Here is a 17,611-nt window from a genome sequence, read left to right on the forward strand (position 1 = left end):
CGCCGGTCCCATGTAGGAGCGAGGCTTGCCCGCGAAGGGAGCGCCGCGGTGTATCAGTAACACCGCGTTATCGTTCTTCGCGGGCGAGCCTCGCGCCTACAGGACCCCTCTCTATTTCAGGAATTTTCAGCAGTGCCGCGTCGCATCAACAAAGCGCTCAAGACGCTCAGTGTTTTGGCTTTAACCCTGGCAATCAGCGGCTGCATCGGTACCGCAGGCATTGCCCCGCAGGGCAAGGCACTGGAGGCCGATTCCCTGGCCACCGATGAAGCCATCCAGCACGCCGCACAGGACGCTCACTGGCCCACCGCGCAATGGTGGCAGGCCTACGGCGACCCACAACTGAACCGCTGGATCGACCTCGCCGTGCAAGGCAGCCCGACCATGGCCATGGCCACCGCCCGGGTGCGCCAGGCCAAGTCCATGGCCGGCATCGCCGAGGCCGCCGAGTCGTTGCAGATCAATGGCGAATCGACCCTCAAGCGCCACAACTGGCCGACCGATCAGTTCTATGGCCCCGGCGAACTGTCCAACACCACGACCTGGGACAACAACGCCGCGCTCGGCTTCAGCTACGCCCTCGACCTCTGGGGCCGCGAAAGCAACGCCACCGAGCGCGCCGTGGACATGGCGCACATGAGCGCCGCCGAAGCGCGCCTGGCCCAGCTCGAATTGCAGAACAACATCGTGCGCGCCTACATCGAACTCTCGTTGCATTACGCGCAACGGGACATCGTCGCCGCGACGTTGCAGCAGCAACAGCAAATCCTCGATCTGGCGCAAAAGCGTTTGAACGGCGGCATCGGCACTCATTTCGAAGTCAGCCAGGCGGAAACCCCGTTGCCGGAAACCCATCGACAGATCGATGCCCTGGACGAAGAAATCGCCCTGAGCCGTAACCAACTCGCGGCGCTGGCGGGCAAAGGCCCGGGGGAGGGCGCGCAGCTGCAACGGCCGACCCTGGCGTTGGGCGCGCCGCTGAAACTGCCGTCGTCACTGCCTGCGCAATTGCTCGGCCAGCGCCCGGACGTGGTCGCGGCCCGTTGGCAAGTGGCGGCCCAGGCCCGTGGCATCGATGTCGCCCACGCCGGGTTCTACCCCAACGTCGACCTGGTCGGCAGCCTCGGCTACATGGCCACGGGCGGCGGGGCGCTGGAATTCCTGACCGGCAAGAAACTCAACTACAGCGTCGGCCCGGCGATCTCGCTGCCGATTTTTGATGGGGGCCGCTTGCGCTCGGAACTGGGCGAAGCGTCGGCCGGGTATGACATCGCCGTGGCCAAGTACAACCAGACGTTGGTCAATGCGTTGAAGAACATCTCCGATCAACTGATCCGCCGCGAGTCGATGGACAAGCAGCAGATGTTCGCCGCCGAGTCGGTGGCCACGGCGCAGAAGACCTACGACATCGCGATGATCGCCTACCAGCGCGGGCTCACTGATTACCTCAACGTGCTCAATGCCCAGACGTTGTTGTTCAAGCAGCAGCAGGTGCAGCAGCAGGTTCAAGCTGCGCGCCTCAGTGCTCATGCCGAGTTGGTGACGGCGCTGGGTGGTGGGCTGGGTGCCGGCAGTGATGTGCCGACAGACAGCCAGACCGCCGCACCCAAAACCCCGGCCCTGCTTAAGAGCCTCTCGAATTGAACACACTGTTTCTGGCACACCCACATTTGTGGCGAGGGGGCTTGCCCCCGTTGGGCTGCGCAGCAGCCCCAAAACCGGCCAACGCGTTTTTTCAGGCACACCGCATCTACCGGTTTTACGACGGCTACGCCGCCGAACGGGGGCAAGCCCCCTCGCCACAGGTACTCGTAGTTCCACAGGTTTTCGTGTGACTCAGGTTTCTTCTACATGAGCAGGATTTTGCCCACACCCCTGCGCTGGCTGTACTCCCTCGAATGGCGCCGAGGCTTCTACGACTGGGCACGCAGCGATGGCGTGACCTGGGTCTACATTTTCAAGGTGCTGTTCGCCGCGTTCCTGACCCTGTGGCTGGCCATGCGCCTGGAACTGCCGCAACCGCGCACGGCGATGATCACCGTGTTCATCGTCATGCAGCCGCAAAGCGGCCACGTGCTGGCCAAGAGTTTCTATCGCTTCCTCGGCACGCTCACCGGCTCAGCGGTGATGGTTGCGTTGATCGCGCTGTTCGCGCAAAACACCGAACTGTTCCTCGGTTCGCTGGCGATCTGGGTCGGCCTGTGCACCGCCGGTGCCGCGCGTTATCGCAACTTCCGCGCCTACGGTTTTGTGCTCGCCGGCTACACCGCCGCGATGGTCGGTTTGCCGGCATTGGCCCACCCGGACGGCGCGTTCATGGCGGCAGTCTGGCGGGTGCTGGAAATCTCCCTGGGGATTATCTGCTCGACCCTGATCAGCGCCGCGATCCTGCCGCAAACCGCCAGCGCCGCGATGCGCAACGCCTTGTACCAGCGCTTCGGCGTGTTCGCCTTGTTCGTCACCGACGGCTTGCGCGGTCGCAGCCAACGCGAGGCCTTTGAAGCGAGCAACGTGCGCTTCATCGCCGAAGCCGTGGGCCTGGAAGGCTTGCGCAGCGTGACGGTGTTCGAAGACCCGCACATGCGCCGGCGCAACGGTCGGCTCAGTCGCTTGAACAGCGAATTCATGAGCATCACTACCCGCTTCAACGCCTTGCACCAATTGCTCGAGCGCTTGCGCAGCAGCGAGGCGGATCACGTGGTGGCGGCGATCAAACCGGGCTTGCAGGACCTCGCCGAATTGCTCGACGGCTTCAGCGGCCGGGCGCTGACCAACGCCGATGCCGCGCGTCTGGTCACGGCGTTGACCGCGTACAAGGAAGGCTTGCCGGCGCGGGTACGCAGCCTGCGGGCGACCTTCCAGGAGAGCGCGCCAAGCGACGCCGAGCAACTGGATTTCCACACCGCCTACGAATTGCTCTATCGCTTCGTTGACGACCTGCACAGTTATGCACAGACCCACGCGTCCCTGGCCGATCACAGTCACGCCCGCGAACAATGGGACGAGCCGTTCACCCCACAAACCAACTGGATGGCGTCGGCCGCATCGGGGATTCGCGCGGCATTTATCCTGGTGGTGCTCGGCAGTTATTGGGTCGCTACAGCATGGCCGAGCGGGGCGACGATGACGTTGATTGCCGCCGCTACCGTGGGCCTTTCAGCGGCAACGCCGAACCCGAAACGCATGGCCTTTCAAATGGCTTGCGGCACTTTGCTCGGCGCATTGATCGGCTTCGTCGAGATGTTTTTCATCTTCCCCTGGATCGATGGTTTTCCGCTGTTGTGCGTAATGCTCGCACCTGTGATCGTGCTCGGTTCGTTCCTCACGTCACGCCCGCAATACGCCGGGGTGGGCCTCGGGTTGCTGATCTTCTTCAGCACCGGTTCGGTGCCGGACAACCTCACGGTCTACAACCCCTACACCTTTATCAACGACTACATCGCCATGGTCCTGGGCATGCTGGTGTGCGCCGCCGCCGGGGCGATCATCCTGCCACCCAACAGCCGCTGGTTGTGGCGGCGGCTGGAGCAGGATTTGCGCGAGCAAGTGGTGTACGCGATCAGCGGCAAGCTCAAGGGCCTGGGGTCGAGTTTCGAAAGTCGCACCCGGGATTTGCTGCACCAGGCCTATGGCCTGGCGGTCGGTTCGCCGCAGGTGCAACGGGACTTGCTGCGCTGGATGTTCGTGGTACTGGAAGTCGGTCACGCGATCATCGAGTTGCGCAAGGAACAGGCGATTCTGCCGGTGCACCCGGCCTATGCCCAATCCCAGCCGTGGCGCCAGGCGATCCGGGTGATGGGGCGTTCGCTGGTGCGGCTGTTCCTGCAACCGAGCCAGAGCAATCTGGAGCGCGGATTGATTGCCGTGGATCACGCAATCAGCCGGGTGCAAGCCACCGACGAACCCTTCGCCCCGCACTTCGATACCTCGGCGTTGCGCCGGGTGAAGAGTTATCTGCACTTCATCCGCACCTCATTACTGGACCCGCAATCGCCGCTATCCGGCTACATGAAAGTTACGGCCAAAGGAGTTGAACATGCCGCGTGAAATCGCCTTCCACGGCGTGTACATGCCGACCATGACCCTGATGTTTTTCATCGCCGCGGCACTGGCCTGGGCGCTCGACCGCTTCCTCTCGGGGTTCGACTTGTACCGCTTTTTCTGGCACCCGGCGCTGCTGCGCCTGAGTCTGTTTACCTGTCTGTTCGGCGCCTTGGCGCTGACTGTCTACCGTTGAGAACGTTCCGATGAAAAAGCTCTTCAGCCTGCTCGCCACCCTGCTGGTGCTGGCCCTCGCCATATGGATCGGCCGGACGTTGTGGGTGCACTACATGGACACCCCCTGGACCCGCGACGGGCGGGTACGCGCCGACATCATCAACGTCGCCGCCGACGTCACCGGCGAAGTGGTGGATGTGCCGGTGCGCGATAACCAACTGGTGAAGAAAGGCGATTTGCTGATGCAGATCGACCCCGAGCACTACCGCATCGCGGTCAAGCAGGCGCAGTCGATGGTGGCCTCGCGCAAGGCCACGTGGGAGATGCGCAAGGTCAACGCCCATCGCCGCGCCGACATGGATGCGTTGGTGATCTCCAAGGAAAACCGCGACGACGCCAGCAACATCGCCGACTCGGCCCTGGCTGATTACCAACACGCCCAGGCGCAACTGGAAGCAGCGGAACTGAACCTCAAACGCACCGAAGTGCGGGCGGCGGTGGACGGCTACGTCACTAACCTCAACGTCCATCGCGGCGACTATGCGCGCATCGGCGAAGCGAAAATGGCTGTGGTCGATATGAACTCGTTCTGGGTCTATGGCTTCTTCGAAGAAACCAAACTGCCTCATGTGCGGGTCGGCGATAAAGCGGACATGCAACTCATGAGCGGCGAAGTGCTCAAGGGCCATGTGGAGAGTATTTCTCGCGGGATCTACGACCGGGACAACCCGGAAAGCCGGGAGCTGATTGCTGACGTCAACCCGACGTTCAACTGGGTGCGCCTGGCCCAGCGGGTGCCGGTGCGGATTCACATTGATGAAGTGCCGGAGGGGGTGCTGTTGGCGGCGGGGATTACGTGCACGGTGGTGGTGAGGCAGGGCGACGCGGCAGAATGAAGATCGTTCCCACGCGCAGCAAAGGAATGCATCCCGTGACGCTCCGCGTCACAGCTTGGGACGCAGAGCGTCCCGAGCGTCGCACTACCACGGGAGCGCGGGAGCGATCGGGGGCTCACTCGCCGCTACAAAACGTCTCCTGCAAATGCCGCCAGACCACCCGCCCGGATGCGATCTTTTCAAACACCACCGTCGACCTGCGATCCGAGTGCAATCCCGTCGCATCAGTCTGCTTTTCGCGATAACTCACCGTCGCGCCATGCTCGTGCAAGGCAATGCCGTTGAGCTCGCTAAGCTCAATCCTGAACCCGCTCTTCTTGCCGCCCGCCATCCGAAACAACGCGCTCAACGCTTCCAGATCCAGCACCCGCCCGAGCGGCGAGACCATGGAAAACTGCGGCGAGAAACGGCTCAGCAACCGATCCAGTGCGGCGACATCTTCTTCCACGGCGAACCATTGTTCGATCGCCACGTGGGCCTGGATCACTTCGTCAAAGTAGTCGGTGTAGTCAGTCATACGGATTTTTCCTGAAGGGGATTTGAGGTTAGCAGGGCGAGGACGTTCGTCGAGTCGAAGCGCAGGACGGCGGTCATGGGCACCAGTGTCAACAGGGCGGCGGCGAGGAAGCAATAGTTGAAACCTTGAGTGCCCAGCGCGCCGAGCAATGAACTCAACAGCGCCGCGCCGAGGCAGAAACCGAGTTGGCGATTGATGTTCCACAGGGCGCTGGCGTGGCCCATTTTTTCCGGCGTTATGCCGACAAAGGCCAAGGTCTGTGCAGTGACGCTGCACAGGCTGCCACCCAGGCCCATCATGGCGTAGGCAACGATCAGCAGTGGGCCGGCGGGTTGTTCGATGCGCATCAGCAGCACAATGCCAAGGCTTTGCAAGACCATGCCGGCGATCAGCAACGGCTTGGGGCCGATGCGATTGAAACTGCGTTTGCCCAGCAGGATCGCCACCCCCGAGCCGGCCGCCCACGGCAACATCAGCGCGCCGATTTGCGCTGCGCCGAAACCGAGCTCGTGCAGGTACAACACGGCAATCAGGTTTGTCCCGGTAAAAATGCCGGGCACACAGAGGTAGATCAGCATCGCCAGGCGCAGTGATGGATTTTTGATCAGTTGCAGGTCGAGGATCGCCTCGGGTTTGCGCCAGCTGTCGCGCAGGTACAACGCGGCCATTGTGGCGCTGAGGATCAATCCGAGCCAGCCGAACGCACGGGTGTCGGGTTCACTCAACAGGCTCAGGGCGATCAGCAACAGGCTCAGGGCCGAGATCGCCAGCAGCAAGCCACGGGCATCCAGAGTCGGGCGTTCGGTGACGGCTGGATCGGCTTTCAGCCACAGCAGGCCGAGGCCGAAGGTGAGCAGCGCCACCGGCAGGTTGAGGCAGAAAATCCAGCGCCAGGACAACGTCTGCACGATCAACCCGCCGGCCATTGGCGACAAGGCCGGGACCATCAGCGCCACCAGCAACACCACGCCGGTGAAATGCGCACGCTGGGCCGGTGGAAACTGTCGATAAGCCAACGCCTGGCCGACCGGGAGCAATAACCCGCCACCGAGCCCTTGCAGCAGCCGCCAGCCGATCAGGCTTTCAATCGACCCGGCCTGGGCCACCAACGCCGAAGCGATACCGAACAACAGCAAGGATGCGAGGATCAGCCGCCGCTCACCGATCCGCGCCGCCAGCCACACGCTCATCGGAATGATCAGCGTCAGCCCGAGCATGTAGGCGTTGCTGATCCAGGCCAATTCGGTGACCGAGGCATGCAGGTCCCGGGCGATGTCGGGGTAGGCGATGCTGGCGACAAACATGTTCAGCAGGTCGAGGGCGAACCCCAACAGATACACGAGCGCGACTTTCGAGCGATAGGCCATGGCCACTTCCCTGTAATGAGGTGTGCAGGGTAGGGCGCTGGCGAGGTTAGGAAAACGCTGGTTTGGCTGCTAGTTTGTCAAAATTATTTTGACAAAGGAGTGAGGTGTCCATGGTCAGCCTCGATCGATTCGACACCTTCAAGGCCGTGGTCGAGGCCGGATCATTGACCGCTGCCGCCGATTTGCTGGGCCAGACCCGTGCCGTGGTCAGTTTCAACCTCAAGCGCCTGGAGGAAGAACTGGGCGTGACGTTGCTCACGCGCAACACCCGGCAACTGGCCTTGACCGATGCCGGCGAACGTTTCTATCAGCGTTGCCTGCGCACCCTCGACGAAGCCCGGCTGGCGATCGAGGAGGCCCGGTCCGAGCATTCGCAGCTCAAGGGCGCCTTGCGCATCACCACCACCGTGGAGTTCGCCTTGGCCCAGGTGGTGCCGGCGCTGGAGGTATTTCGTCAGCAACATCCGCAGTTGAACATTCACCTGTCCACGTCCTCGACCCACGCCGACCTGATCTCCGAGCGTTTCGACGTGGCGATTCGGCTGGGCCGCATGCACGACTCCAACCTGCGGGCGGTGCAGTTGTCGACGTTCGAGATTTTTGCCGTGGCGTCGCCGGGGTTGATCGAGCGTTTCGAAGCCGCCGATACGCTGGCGGCCGTGGAATCGTTGCCGACCCTGGGGCATGGGCGAGTGCCGGAATTGACGGTGACCGACCCGGCCGGGACCGAGCATCTGTACCAGCCAAAACCGGGGAGAACCGCGATTGTCGCGGACAACTCGGCAACGTTGCGGGCCTTTGCGTTGACCGGGCAGGGCGTCGCGATCTTGCCGCAGTGGCTGGTTCAGGAGGATCTGGAGGCGGGGCGGCTGGTGCATCTGCTGGCGGATCACCGGTTTGCCCAGCAGGGGGTGTATGCGTTGTACCCGGACACCCGGCACCTGCCGCTGAAGGTGCGGGCGTTTATTGATTTCATGAAGGGGTGGTGCTGAGGATTTTTGGTGATTGGGCTGACGTCTTCGCGGGCAAGCCTTGCTCCTACAGGGTTTGTGTCGTTCGCATGATTGGCGTACGACTCAAAATCCCTGTAGGAGCAAGGCTTGCCCGCGATGAACGGTGACGCGGTCTCAGAGCTGCCCCCGCAATCCAAACCGCTTCATCAGCCCCGACTCCAGCAACCCTTTGGGCAACAACCCCGCCAGCAACGGTAACGCCCGGCTGCCATTGCCGATGCGGATCAGCCGTGGCGGTTTTTCCTGCTGCACGGCCTTCAACAATACAGCGGCAAATTCACTGGCCGGGGTCGGGTTGTCCTGAGAGGCCTTGGTCCGCGCACGAATGCCTTCGCGCAGCGGCCACCACGGTGATTGTTCGGTGATCAGTTGTTCGGCTTCATGGCCGGCATTCTTGGCGAAGCTCGACGCAATGGCCCCGGGCTGGACTTCCATCACGCGGATGCCGAACGGCGCCAGTTCCATGCGCAACGCATCGCTCAAGGCATGCACCGCAGCTTTCGAGGCGCAGTAAGCGCCGGCGAACGGCGTGACCAACACACCGGACACGCTGCCGATATTCACCACCAAACCCTTGGCCCGGCGCAGTACCGGGAACAGCGCGCGGGTGACGCCGACCACGGCAAACACGTTGGTTTCGAACTGGCGCTGCATCGCCGGCACGCCACCATCGAGCAGCGGCCCCATGGCGCCATAACCGGCGTTGTTGATCAGCACATCGAGGCCGCCATGTTGCTGGTTGATGCGCTCGCTCAATTGATCCAGTGCCGCGCCATCGTTGACGTCCAGTTGTACCGCCGTGAAACCGGCCGTCGCTAACGCCGCCACATCTTCAGTCTTGCGGGCGCTGGCCCAGACTTCGTAGCCAGCGTGCTTGAACACATCAGCCAGGGCGCGGCCAATGCCGCTGGAGCAACCGGTAATCAACGCAACGGGCATGGCGCGGTCCTTGTGCAAAAAGAAAGGGGGATCAGTCGGAGAAACTACCCTGCAAATGCTCGGCGCGAAACTCCAGGGTTTGCGGGCGATAGCCGGGGCGCAGCGGTGGCAATGGCAAGCAATCGTCCCAATTGGCACCGGCCTGCAATTCGCCGGGGCCGCGATAGCGCGGGGCGGCGTATTGGTTGTCGGCCAGGTTCACGGTGTCGCCCGGTGCGTAGGCGGCGATGCGCCAGCGCAGTTCGGTCAGCGGCACGTCGTTACCGTTGTTCATGGTCAGTTGCAGCGGGCGATCCGCCGGGCAGTGTTCGGGGGCGTAGGTGATGCGCAACTCAAGACGCGCCAGTTGCTTGACCTCGCGGTTGTCCATCCAGATCACCCAGGTGGCGACCAGGCCCAGACCAACGGCGGCGGCCACCGAGACGGGAAACGCCTTGGCGGGGTAGCGCAGCAACAGGATAAGCCAGGTGATGACCAGCAGGACGCCAATGAACATGTCGCACAACCTCGGGGAAAGAGAAGGTCATCCTACCTAAGCGCAGGTGCGGTTGGCGATGGGCGTGATCGTTCCCACGCGCAGCAAAGGAATGCAGCCCGGGACGCTCCGCGTCCCATTGGAACGCGGAGCGTCCCTTGAGGCATTCCCACGCAGAGCGTGGGAACGATCATCAATTCCCACGCAGAGCGTAGGAACGATCAAAAAAAGCCCCCGACCAACCCACTGCGGATAGGGAAAACGCAGTGGGCTCGACGAAGGCTTTTTATTTCGCTAAACGCTTACTGCGCGATGGTTTTCACCGACACGCCGCGTTCAATCGGGGTGGAGCGACCGTAGATATCTTCGAATCGCTCGATATCGTCTTCACCCAGGTAGCTGCCCGATTGCACTTCGATGATCTCGAGTGGAATCTTGCCCGGGTTGCGCAGACGGTGGACCGAGGCGATCGGGATGTAGGTCGACTGGTTTTCGCAGAGCAGGAACACGTTCTCGTCGCAGGTCACTTCGGCAGTGCCGCTGACCACGATCCAGTGTTCGGCGCGGTGGTGGTGCATTTGCAGCGACAGGCACGCGCCCGGTTTCACCGAGATGTGCTTGACCTGGAAGCGGCCACCCATGTCCACCGAGTCGTAGGAACCCCACGGACGATAGACCTCGCAATGGTTCTGGGTTTCGCTGCGGCCCTGTTCGTTGAGGGTGTTGACCATCTGTTTCACGCCTTGGACCGAGTCCTTGTGGGCGATCATCATGGCGTCCTTGGTTTCGACGACCACGATGTTTTCCAGGCCGATCACCGACACCAGTTTGCCGTTGCCGTGGATCATGCAGTTCTTGCTGTCCTGAATGACCACATCGCCTTTGGACACGTTGCCATTGGCGTCTTTTTCGTTCACTTCCCACAGCGACGCCCAGCAACCGACATCGCTCCAGCCGGCGGTCAACGGTACGACGCAGGCGCGCTGGGTTTTTTCCATCACGGCGTAGTCGATGGAGTTGTCCGGGCAGCAGGCGAAGGTGGCTTCGTCGAAGGTGATGGTGTCGTTGTCTTGCTCGCTGCGCTCGAGGGTCAGCAGGCAGGTGTCGTAGATGTCCGGGTCATGCTTTTTCAGCTCTTCGAGGAAGCGGCTGGCGCGGAACAGGAACATGCCGCTGTTCCAGAAATAACCGCCGGATTCGACGTATTCGGTGGCGCGCTTGACGTCCGGTTTCTCGACAAAATGCGAGACGCGGCTGACGCCTTCGGGCAATAGCGAATCGTTGGTGGATTTGATGTAGCCATAACCGGTTTCCGGTTTGGTCGCCGGTACGCCGAACAGCACCATTTCGCCGTTTTCCGCAGCGACGGTGGCCAGGGCCAGGGCGCGTTGCAGGGCTTTCTGGTCTTCCAGCACGTGGTCGGCCGGCAGCACCAGCATCAACTCGTCGCGACCTTCATTGACCAGCATCATCGCGGTCAGGGCCACGGCCGGCGCAGTGTTGCGACCGAACGGTTCCATCAGGATGCGTTGCACTTCCAGTTTTCGGGTGCTCAGCTGCTCGTTGACGATGAAGCGGTGGTCCTTGTTGCAGACCACGATCGGGGAGTCCATGCCTTCGAACACCAGGCGTTCCAGGGTTTGCTGGAACAGGGTGTGCTCGCCGGTCAAGGCCAGGAACTGTTTAGGAAACTGTTTACGCGAAAGCGGCCAAAGACGTGAGCCGCTACCACCTGACAAGATTACCGGAATCATGTTGTTACTCCTTAAAATCGATTTGGTTAGAGCTACGAACGTTCTGTCGTTTCACTCTTGTTCTTATTCCGTATCTCGATTGCCACCCGATCCCCTGTAGGCGCGTGGCTTGCCCGCGATGGCGGTCTTGAGGGCCTCATCGCGGGCAAGCCTTGCTCCTACACAGGAGCGCGGCAATCCAGAAAAATAGTTAGCGCGTCGAAACCGGGCGTTTTACCCACACTGGCGACAGGCTGCTGCCTTTACCGGTGACGTACAGCACAGCCGCTTCACCGCGTTCCAGGGCAACCGGTTTCACGTCGCCGACTTTGGTCGCGCCGTCGTACAGGGCCAGGCTGACTTTCACCGGGTTGATTTCACGCTCGCCACGGCCCTTGGCCGCGACCGACGGGATCACTTCGGTCTTGCCGTCAGCGGTTTTCAGGGTAAGGGCCTTGTCGCTCAGGTTCTGCACGCGGACCAGGGACTTCTGCTTGTTCTTGAACGGCGGCTCTTCGATCAGTTGCGGCGCGCCGCTGGCGTTGTTGACCAGGGTGTAATAGTGGTCACCGGCGAGTTTGACCGGCAGGGTCTGGCTGCCGACCTTGGCGCTGTAGTCGCCGCCCGGCATGAAGCTGAAGTCGCTGCTGGCCAGTGGCGCAACATCGCTCAGGTTGGTGGTGCCGACGGTGGCGCTGACTTCAGCATTACCGGCGTTGTAGACCCGCACGAAGGACGAGCCTTTCGGTGCGGTCGGGCCATAGAGTGCGGCGTCGCCAGCGAAGGCGGACATCGACAGGACGCTCATGCCAGCAACAAGAGCAAAAGTCTTCGCGAGACGGCGAGGAGTTGTAGTGAAAGTCATGGTAGTACCTCTCTCTTTCAGTTTTGCGCCCGGTCGGGCGTCTCGGATTTGGTGTTTGCGGCTACGTTTTGTTGGCGCACGCCAGCTTCTTTGAGCTCTGCGACCCACTGCGGGTCGGCGTCACCGATTTCGTTGTTCACAGGCAGATAACGTTCAGGAAACTCCCAGATCAGCACCTGTGGCGGGCTGTTCTTGAAAGCATCGCTTTTGAGGTAGCTGAGCATCGGCAGAATCGGGCCGTGGCCGTCTTCGGCGTAATTGACTACGTCGCTTTTCAGCGCTTGCTTCAGCGCGCCGACGAAGTTCCAGTTCGGGTTGGCGCTGTAGCTGGTGCCGATCAGGGCCACCGGCACTTCGTTGTTGGCGAACAAAGCGTCGTCAGCGGCAGGCTGGTCGTCAGCCGCCACGGTGTTGCGTTTCTGCAGCGGCTCGGTGGCCGGCATCAGGTTTTCGAACAGCGGATCCAGCGGCAGGAACAGTCGCAGATCGCCTTTGTGGGTGACTTTTTCCGCCGGTGTCGTGACGAAGTTTTGCGGTTCGCCGCTGAGCGGGGTTTTCGCGGCAATGGTCTTGGCCAGGGTTTCGGCGGCGATTTGCGCGCCTTCCGGGGTCCAGTGGGTGTCGGTGCGCAGGAACACTTGCTCACCCGCAAGCTTGGCCTGATTGAACGGGCCGAGCAGGTCGGGAGCGAGGATCTTGTCCGCCGCTACACGAGCGTGGAAGTCCTGGTACAGATTGGCGTGGATGCTGGCCGGTTTCACTTCACCCAGGTGTTCCGGGTACAGGCGAACCTTGGCCGGCACGATCGCCATCACCAGCTTCACGCCTTTGGCTTTCAACTGTTGGCGCACGCCTTCGACCAGCGCGTAGTTGCCTTGCAGGTTCAGCTCTTCGTTGACGATCGGGTTGAATTCTTCATCGCTGTACAACCATTGATCGCGACCGAGCACCACGCCCGGACGGCCTTCGTTGAACAGTTTGAAATCCAGCGCGGCCCAGAGGTTGGTGCCCAGGCGCTTGATCGGGAACTCGGCGTCGTAGTGCGTCTCCACGGCTTTGGTCCAGCGGCCGTTGAGCACCGTGGTTTCGGCACTGGTGCTGAACCCGAAGAAGCTGCGCGTGGACCACAGGCCCAGAACCAACAGGGTCACCAGGAACAGGGCGATGTAGAGGATGCGTAATGAGCGGGTCATGGTCAGATCCCTCAGAACTGGAAGTAAAGGAACGGCGAGAAGCTTTGCGCCGAGAGTTTGAAAATCGAGGCGATGAACAACACCAGCACCAGCGTGCGCATCACGTAACGCGACCAGTCCGCCGTCCAGTAAGCCGGTTGCACAGTGGCTTCAACGCCAACGGTGTAGCCCGGTTCGTGGATGCTGCCCGGGTTGTCGCCCGGTACGGCTTTGATCATTCCAGGGGTCGCGGTGGCCGGGCCATCGGCCTCGACGTTCACGACTGGCTTGGTTTTTTCTGGCGGCAGGTTGGTGTAGAAGTCACGAATGCCGAAGAACGCCAGGGTCATGTAAGCCACCACCAGGGTCGCCACTTGCAGGCCGGTGAGGCTGGCCTGGTTGAGTTCCGACAACGACCATTCACCGAAGCTGAACATCGCGCCGTACATGCGACCGGCCACGTGCAGGTTTTCCGAGCGGAAGATCACCCAGCCCATCACCACCAGCAGGAAGGTCAGCGCCCAGCGGATCGGGTTGATGCTGCGTGGCGAGGTGTTCAGGCCCAACGCTTTTTCAATCGCCAGCCACATGCCGTGCCACGCACCCCAGACGATGTAGGTGATGTTCGCGCCGTGCCACAGACCACCGAGCAGCATGGTCAGGAACAGGTTGCGATAGGTCATCAACGTGCCTTTGCGGTTACCGCCGAGGGTGATGTACAGGTAGTCACGCAGCCAGGTGGACAGGCTGATGTGCCAGCGACGCCAGAACTCGGTGATCGACTGGCTGATGTACGGCTGCTTGAAGTTTTCCATGAAGCGGAAACCCATCATCAAGCCCAGGCCGATGGCCATGTCGCTGTAACCGGAGAAGTCGAAATACAGTTGCGCGGTGTAGGCCAGGGCGCCGAGCCAGGCATCGCCGGTTGTTGGCGCTTGCAAGGCGAAGCAATGGTCAGCCACCACCGCGAGGGTGTCGGCGATGAAGACCTTCTTGATGAAACCCTGCATGAACCGCGTGGCACCTTCGGAGAACTTGTCGAGGGTGTGGGTGCGGTTGTTGAACTGGTCGGCGAGGTCGCGGAAACGCAACACCGGGCCGGCAATCAAGTGCGGGAAGATCGCGACGAATGCAGCGAAGTCGATCAGGTTGCGGGTCGCCGGGGTGTCACCGCGATAGACGTCGATGATGTAGCTGATGGACTCGAAGATGTAGAACGAGATCCCGATCGGCAACAGCACGTGGGTCAGGATGAACGGCGACAGACCGACCGACGTCATCATCGCGTTGATGCTGTCGACGCCGAAGTTGGCGTACTTGAAGTAGCCCAGAATGCACAGGTCGACGGCCACGCCCAGGAGTAACCAGCGTTGGGCCGGTTTGGTCCGAACGCCCGCCGCACCGACTTTGAGGCCGATCCAGTAGTTCCACAGCGTGACAGCGGCGAACAGCGCAAGGAAGTCCACGCGCCACCAGGCATAGAACACGTAACTGGCGATCAGCAGCAGCAGGTTGCGATAGCGAATCCCGCTCAAGTAATACATGCCGAGAAAGATCGGCAAGAACAAAAACAGGAACACATTGGACGAAAATACCATCCCGATCTCTCCATGTTTAACCAACAGTCAAGGGCCGCAGCCCCCCCAAACCCCCCACCGAAAAACGGGGGAATAACACTCAACTCAAATCTTGCGCTGACCCTGTAGGAGCGAGGCTTGCCCGCGAAGGCGGTGTGTCAGTCGACATCATTGGTGAATGTCAGACCGAATTCGCGGGCAAGCCTCGCTCCTACAGGGTTTTGCGTTTGGCTCTAGGAGCCTTTGTTGCCTTTTTCATTCGCCGGGTCGTAGACCTTGGTCAAGTCACCACCGAGGCGGAAGGTCTTGAACGGCTGCATCTCGTGCTTCTTCTCAAGCACATCCGGCGAGCAGGTGTAGAGCGAGCAGAACGGTTCGAGCCAGGCGAATTTCGAATCGACCTTGAGGTCGGTCATGTCCTGTTCCTTGCCGTTCTTCTTCTCGAACTCTTCCGGATCTTTCACCCCGGACAGCACGCGATCACCCAGGCGTTTCAGCGCGCCGTTGTTTTCCTGACGCAAATCCACACCGTTGACCAGGGCGAAACTGGCGATCATCGACAGTGGCGGCAGGGCGTAGTTGTGATAGGACAGGGCGCGTTGCTGGCGCTTGAGCTCGTTCGGCAGGAAGCCCTCGGCGTCAATCTGATTGGCGCCGACTTTGTATTCCTTCACCGACCAATCAAACAGGTCGCGACGGTTGGTGGCGATGGACGTTGCCATCACCGACCAGGCGGACCAGTACGAGTGGTTGTTGGTTTTATCGAGCGGCAGGTTGTCCCAATCGCTGACCACCTGGTCGGCCATTTTGCTGAACCAGGCTTCGATCAACTGCGACTCTTGCTGGTGGTTGGCCAACGGATGCGAGTCGGAGAACTTCAGGCGAATGTACGACGACGCCATGCTGCCCAAGGCCCATTTGCGCATCGACTTGCCGGTGTGGTTGAAGTCCTTGGACATCAACGCATCGGCCTTGGCCCACGCGGTCAGCCAGTTGAGCGTGCATTCGAGTTGTTCCGGGCGACCGTCACGCATGTACTGCATTACGCGCTTGCTGGTGCCGCGTTCCAGTTTGGTGATGTCGGCGGTGGTGTCGCGGAAGGCTTTTTCCGACGCCACGTTCAGGGTCGAACGGGCCTTGTCGGAGCCTTCGTATTTGCTGCGAAATTGCAGGGCGCCGGTGTAGGGCGTCGGCATCGCGTCACAGCCTTCGCTCTTGTCGCCGGTCTTCACTTTTTCAATCGGCGCGAAGTAGCCCTGGGGCGGACGCAATGGCGCGGCGGCCTGGGTGGCGCCGGCGAACATCGCCAACGTCAGCAGGGAGGGCGCGAGTAATCTTTTCAAAGTTCGGGTTTGCATGCAGGTCATAAGAGGGAGCCTCATTGCCCGGCCTGAGCGGTACGTTGCTCAGCACCAGAGAACACGTTGCGTTTGCAGATTTTCGCTTCGACTTTTTGTGGCGCGGCACCTGCTTCAGGGCCCTGGACTTCGACGGCCAGCAGATTCTGCGTGGCCCAGTCTTCGTCCGTGCGCAACTCAAAGGCGAAACGCCCGTCAGTGTCGGAGGTTTCCGGTTTTTCGATCTTGATGTCCTCGTGGCGACCGTTCATGTACCAGAGGGTGGCTTGCAGGACTTTCACCGACGTATCGGCGAACTGGATGTCGACCTGGTGACTGCCGTTTTGCAGGTTCAGGTTTTTGCTGTTGACCATTAATTCGTTTTTGCCCGGTTTCAATGTGGCGCTACCGGACATCTGTGCTTCCTTACCTTCGCAACCGTTGTCCAACAACGCCATCATCTGGCGGTAGATGGTTTCCTGGTCGAGGCGATAGAGCGGCGAGAATTCCCAGATGAGGATTTTCGGCGGCTTCTTCTGGAACTCGTCGCTGCCCAGGTACTGCAGCATCGAACCTTCCAGGCCACCGCCAGGGAATGCCACGTTGAGGATGTCGGCGCCGATGGCCTCTTCGAGGAAACCGGCGAAGTTGTAGTTCTTGCCACTGTGGCTGGTGCCGACCAGGGTGATCTCCGGATTGCCGGAGTCACTGAACAGATCGCCATCGGCCGCTTCGCCTTTTGGCTCCGTGGTGAACTGATCCATGTACTGGATCGCGTAGCTCGTGCCACAGAGTTGACCGGCCATGTTGTGTAATGTTCCGGTCTTGCCCATGCGACCCGACTTATGGCTCTCGAATTCGCGTTTCGGCACGTCGGCGAAGGCCGGCATTTGCTTGATTTGCTCACCGACGATTTTCGCCGTGCGCTGGGCGCCGTACGGCGTCCAGTGTTGGTCGCCGCGGAAGTAGAAGTCGTGGGCGGGCAGGGTGTCGGGCAGCGACTCGTTGGTCAGCGGCGACAGGTCCGGCACGGTGTAGCCCATGGCGGCGAAACGGCCGAGCATGGTTTTGTAATTGCGCAGGGCCTTGTCGAAATCGTACTTGGCCTTGTCTTCCGGGTTGAGCTTGTTGCGGTTCACCAGGCCTCGGGTCGGCTGGTAGACGACGACCAGTTCCACGCCTTTACTCTTGAACGCATCGTGCAGTTCTTTCATGCGTTTGTAGCCGGCCGGGGAGGTGTCGAACTCGGTGCGCAAGTCTTCTTGCGTACGGAACAACCAGTCGCCCTGGGCCTGCACCAGCGTGGTGAAGTTCTGCTGATACCGGGTGGTGTAATTCTTCGCGTCGTGGGCTTCCGGGCACAGGTTGCAGCACGGGTCGGCGGTGAACTTCGGCGCGGTTGCGCTAGCGGCGGCATCGTCGGCACGGGCCCCGGCGCTGGCCGCGAGAATGCCGGCGGTCAGGGCCGACAGGCTGAGTAATTTGATCAAGTGTGGGTGCAT

Annotated in this window: 15 protein-coding genes; 5 read left to right on the plus strand and 10 right to left on the minus strand. The window is 61.2% G+C overall.

Features of this window, described 5'->3' with window-relative positions; all coding sequences use genetic code 11:
• Positions 1–132: 132 nt before the first annotated feature.
• The 4 genes from ACY4LX_RS06285 to ACY4LX_RS06300 all read left to right on the plus strand — a co-directional run bounded on the left by ACY4LX_RS06285 (position 133) and on the right by ACY4LX_RS06300 (position 5,114).
• Positions 133–1,644 (plus strand): efflux transporter outer membrane subunit, encoded by a 1,512-nt coding sequence (locus ACY4LX_RS06285; RefSeq protein WP_463259447.1) that lies wholly within the window; start codon positions 133–135, stop codon positions 1,642–1,644.
• A 207-nt stretch (positions 1,645–1,851) separates the two neighbouring features.
• The gene (locus ACY4LX_RS06290) at positions 1,852–4,047 is read left to right on the plus strand and encodes an FUSC family protein (RefSeq protein ID WP_149657513.1); all 2,196 of its coding nucleotides are present in this window, start codon (positions 1,852–1,854) and stop codon (positions 4,045–4,047) included.
• Positions 4,037–4,237: a DUF1656 domain-containing protein gene (locus ACY4LX_RS06295; RefSeq protein ID WP_007896379.1), complete on the plus strand. Its 201-nt coding sequence runs from the start codon at positions 4,037–4,039 to the stop codon at positions 4,235–4,237. The genes ACY4LX_RS06290 and ACY4LX_RS06295 overlap by 11 nt, the downstream gene beginning before the upstream one ends.
• Positions 4,238–4,247: 10 nt before the next feature.
• Entirely contained in the window at positions 4,248–5,114 is an 867-nt protein-coding gene (locus ACY4LX_RS06300) for an efflux RND transporter periplasmic adaptor subunit (RefSeq protein WP_463259448.1), read from the plus strand.
• Positions 5,115–5,229: 115 nt separating this feature from the next.
• Here the strand turns inward: ACY4LX_RS06300 and ACY4LX_RS06305 are convergent, their stop codons facing one another.
• Positions 5,230–5,631, minus strand: a complete 402-nt coding sequence (locus ACY4LX_RS06305; RefSeq protein ID WP_463259449.1) for a DUF4440 domain-containing protein — start codon at positions 5,629–5,631, stop codon at positions 5,230–5,232.
• Positions 5,628–6,998: an MFS transporter gene (locus tag ACY4LX_RS06310; RefSeq protein ID WP_463259450.1), complete on the minus strand. Its 1,371-nt coding sequence runs from the start codon at positions 6,996–6,998 to the stop codon at positions 5,628–5,630. The genes ACY4LX_RS06305 and ACY4LX_RS06310 overlap by 4 nt, the downstream gene beginning before the upstream one ends.
• Positions 6,999–7,108: 110 nt before the next feature.
• On the opposite strand from ACY4LX_RS06310, the gene ACY4LX_RS06315 reads away from it, so the two are divergent.
• A complete protein-coding gene (locus ACY4LX_RS06315; RefSeq protein ID WP_463259451.1) occupies positions 7,109–7,990 on the plus strand; it encodes a LysR family transcriptional regulator in 882 nt (293 codons plus the stop codon).
• Between the two features lie 135 nt (positions 7,991–8,125).
• On the opposite strand, the gene ACY4LX_RS06320 is transcribed toward ACY4LX_RS06315, so the two are convergent.
• From ACY4LX_RS06320 to ACY4LX_RS06355, 8 genes are all read right to left on the minus strand, one after another.
• Positions 8,126–8,950 (minus strand): SDR family oxidoreductase, encoded by an 825-nt coding sequence (locus ACY4LX_RS06320; RefSeq protein WP_463259452.1) that lies wholly within the window; start codon positions 8,948–8,950, stop codon positions 8,126–8,128.
• 31 nt (positions 8,951–8,981) lie between these two features.
• A complete protein-coding gene (locus ACY4LX_RS06325) occupies positions 8,982–9,446 on the minus strand; it encodes a multidrug transporter (protein WP_149657507.1) in 465 nt (154 codons plus the stop codon).
• 281 nt (positions 9,447–9,727) lie between these two features.
• Entirely contained in the window at positions 9,728–11,179 is a 1,452-nt protein-coding gene (locus tag ACY4LX_RS06330; protein ID WP_123596984.1) for a mannose-1-phosphate guanylyltransferase/mannose-6-phosphate isomerase, read from the minus strand.
• 190 nt (positions 11,180–11,369) lie between these two features.
• Positions 11,370–12,023: an alginate O-acetyltransferase AlgF gene (locus tag ACY4LX_RS06335; protein ID WP_149657506.1), complete on the minus strand. Its 654-nt coding sequence runs from the start codon at positions 12,021–12,023 to the stop codon at positions 11,370–11,372.
• A 17-nt stretch (positions 12,024–12,040) separates the two neighbouring features.
• Positions 12,041–13,216 carry an alginate O-acetyltransferase gene (locus ACY4LX_RS06340; protein WP_149657505.1) on the minus strand — a complete coding sequence of 392 codons (1,176 nt, stop codon included), beginning with the start codon at positions 13,214–13,216 and terminating at the stop codon, positions 12,041–12,043.
• A gap of 11 nt (positions 13,217–13,227) precedes the next feature.
• Entirely contained in the window at positions 13,228–14,793 is a 1,566-nt protein-coding gene (locus ACY4LX_RS06345; RefSeq protein WP_149657504.1) for an MBOAT family O-acyltransferase, read from the minus strand.
• 212 nt (positions 14,794–15,005) lie between these two features.
• A complete protein-coding gene (locus ACY4LX_RS06350; protein ID WP_463259453.1) occupies positions 15,006–16,139 on the minus strand; it encodes a mannuronate-specific alginate lyase in 1,134 nt (377 codons plus the stop codon).
• 11 nt (positions 16,140–16,150) lie between these two features.
• Positions 16,151–17,611 (minus strand): alginate O-acetyltransferase, encoded by a 1,461-nt coding sequence (locus ACY4LX_RS06355; protein ID WP_463259454.1) that lies wholly within the window; start codon positions 17,609–17,611, stop codon positions 16,151–16,153.

The organism is Pseudomonas sp. Emmai, assembly GCF_055179735.1.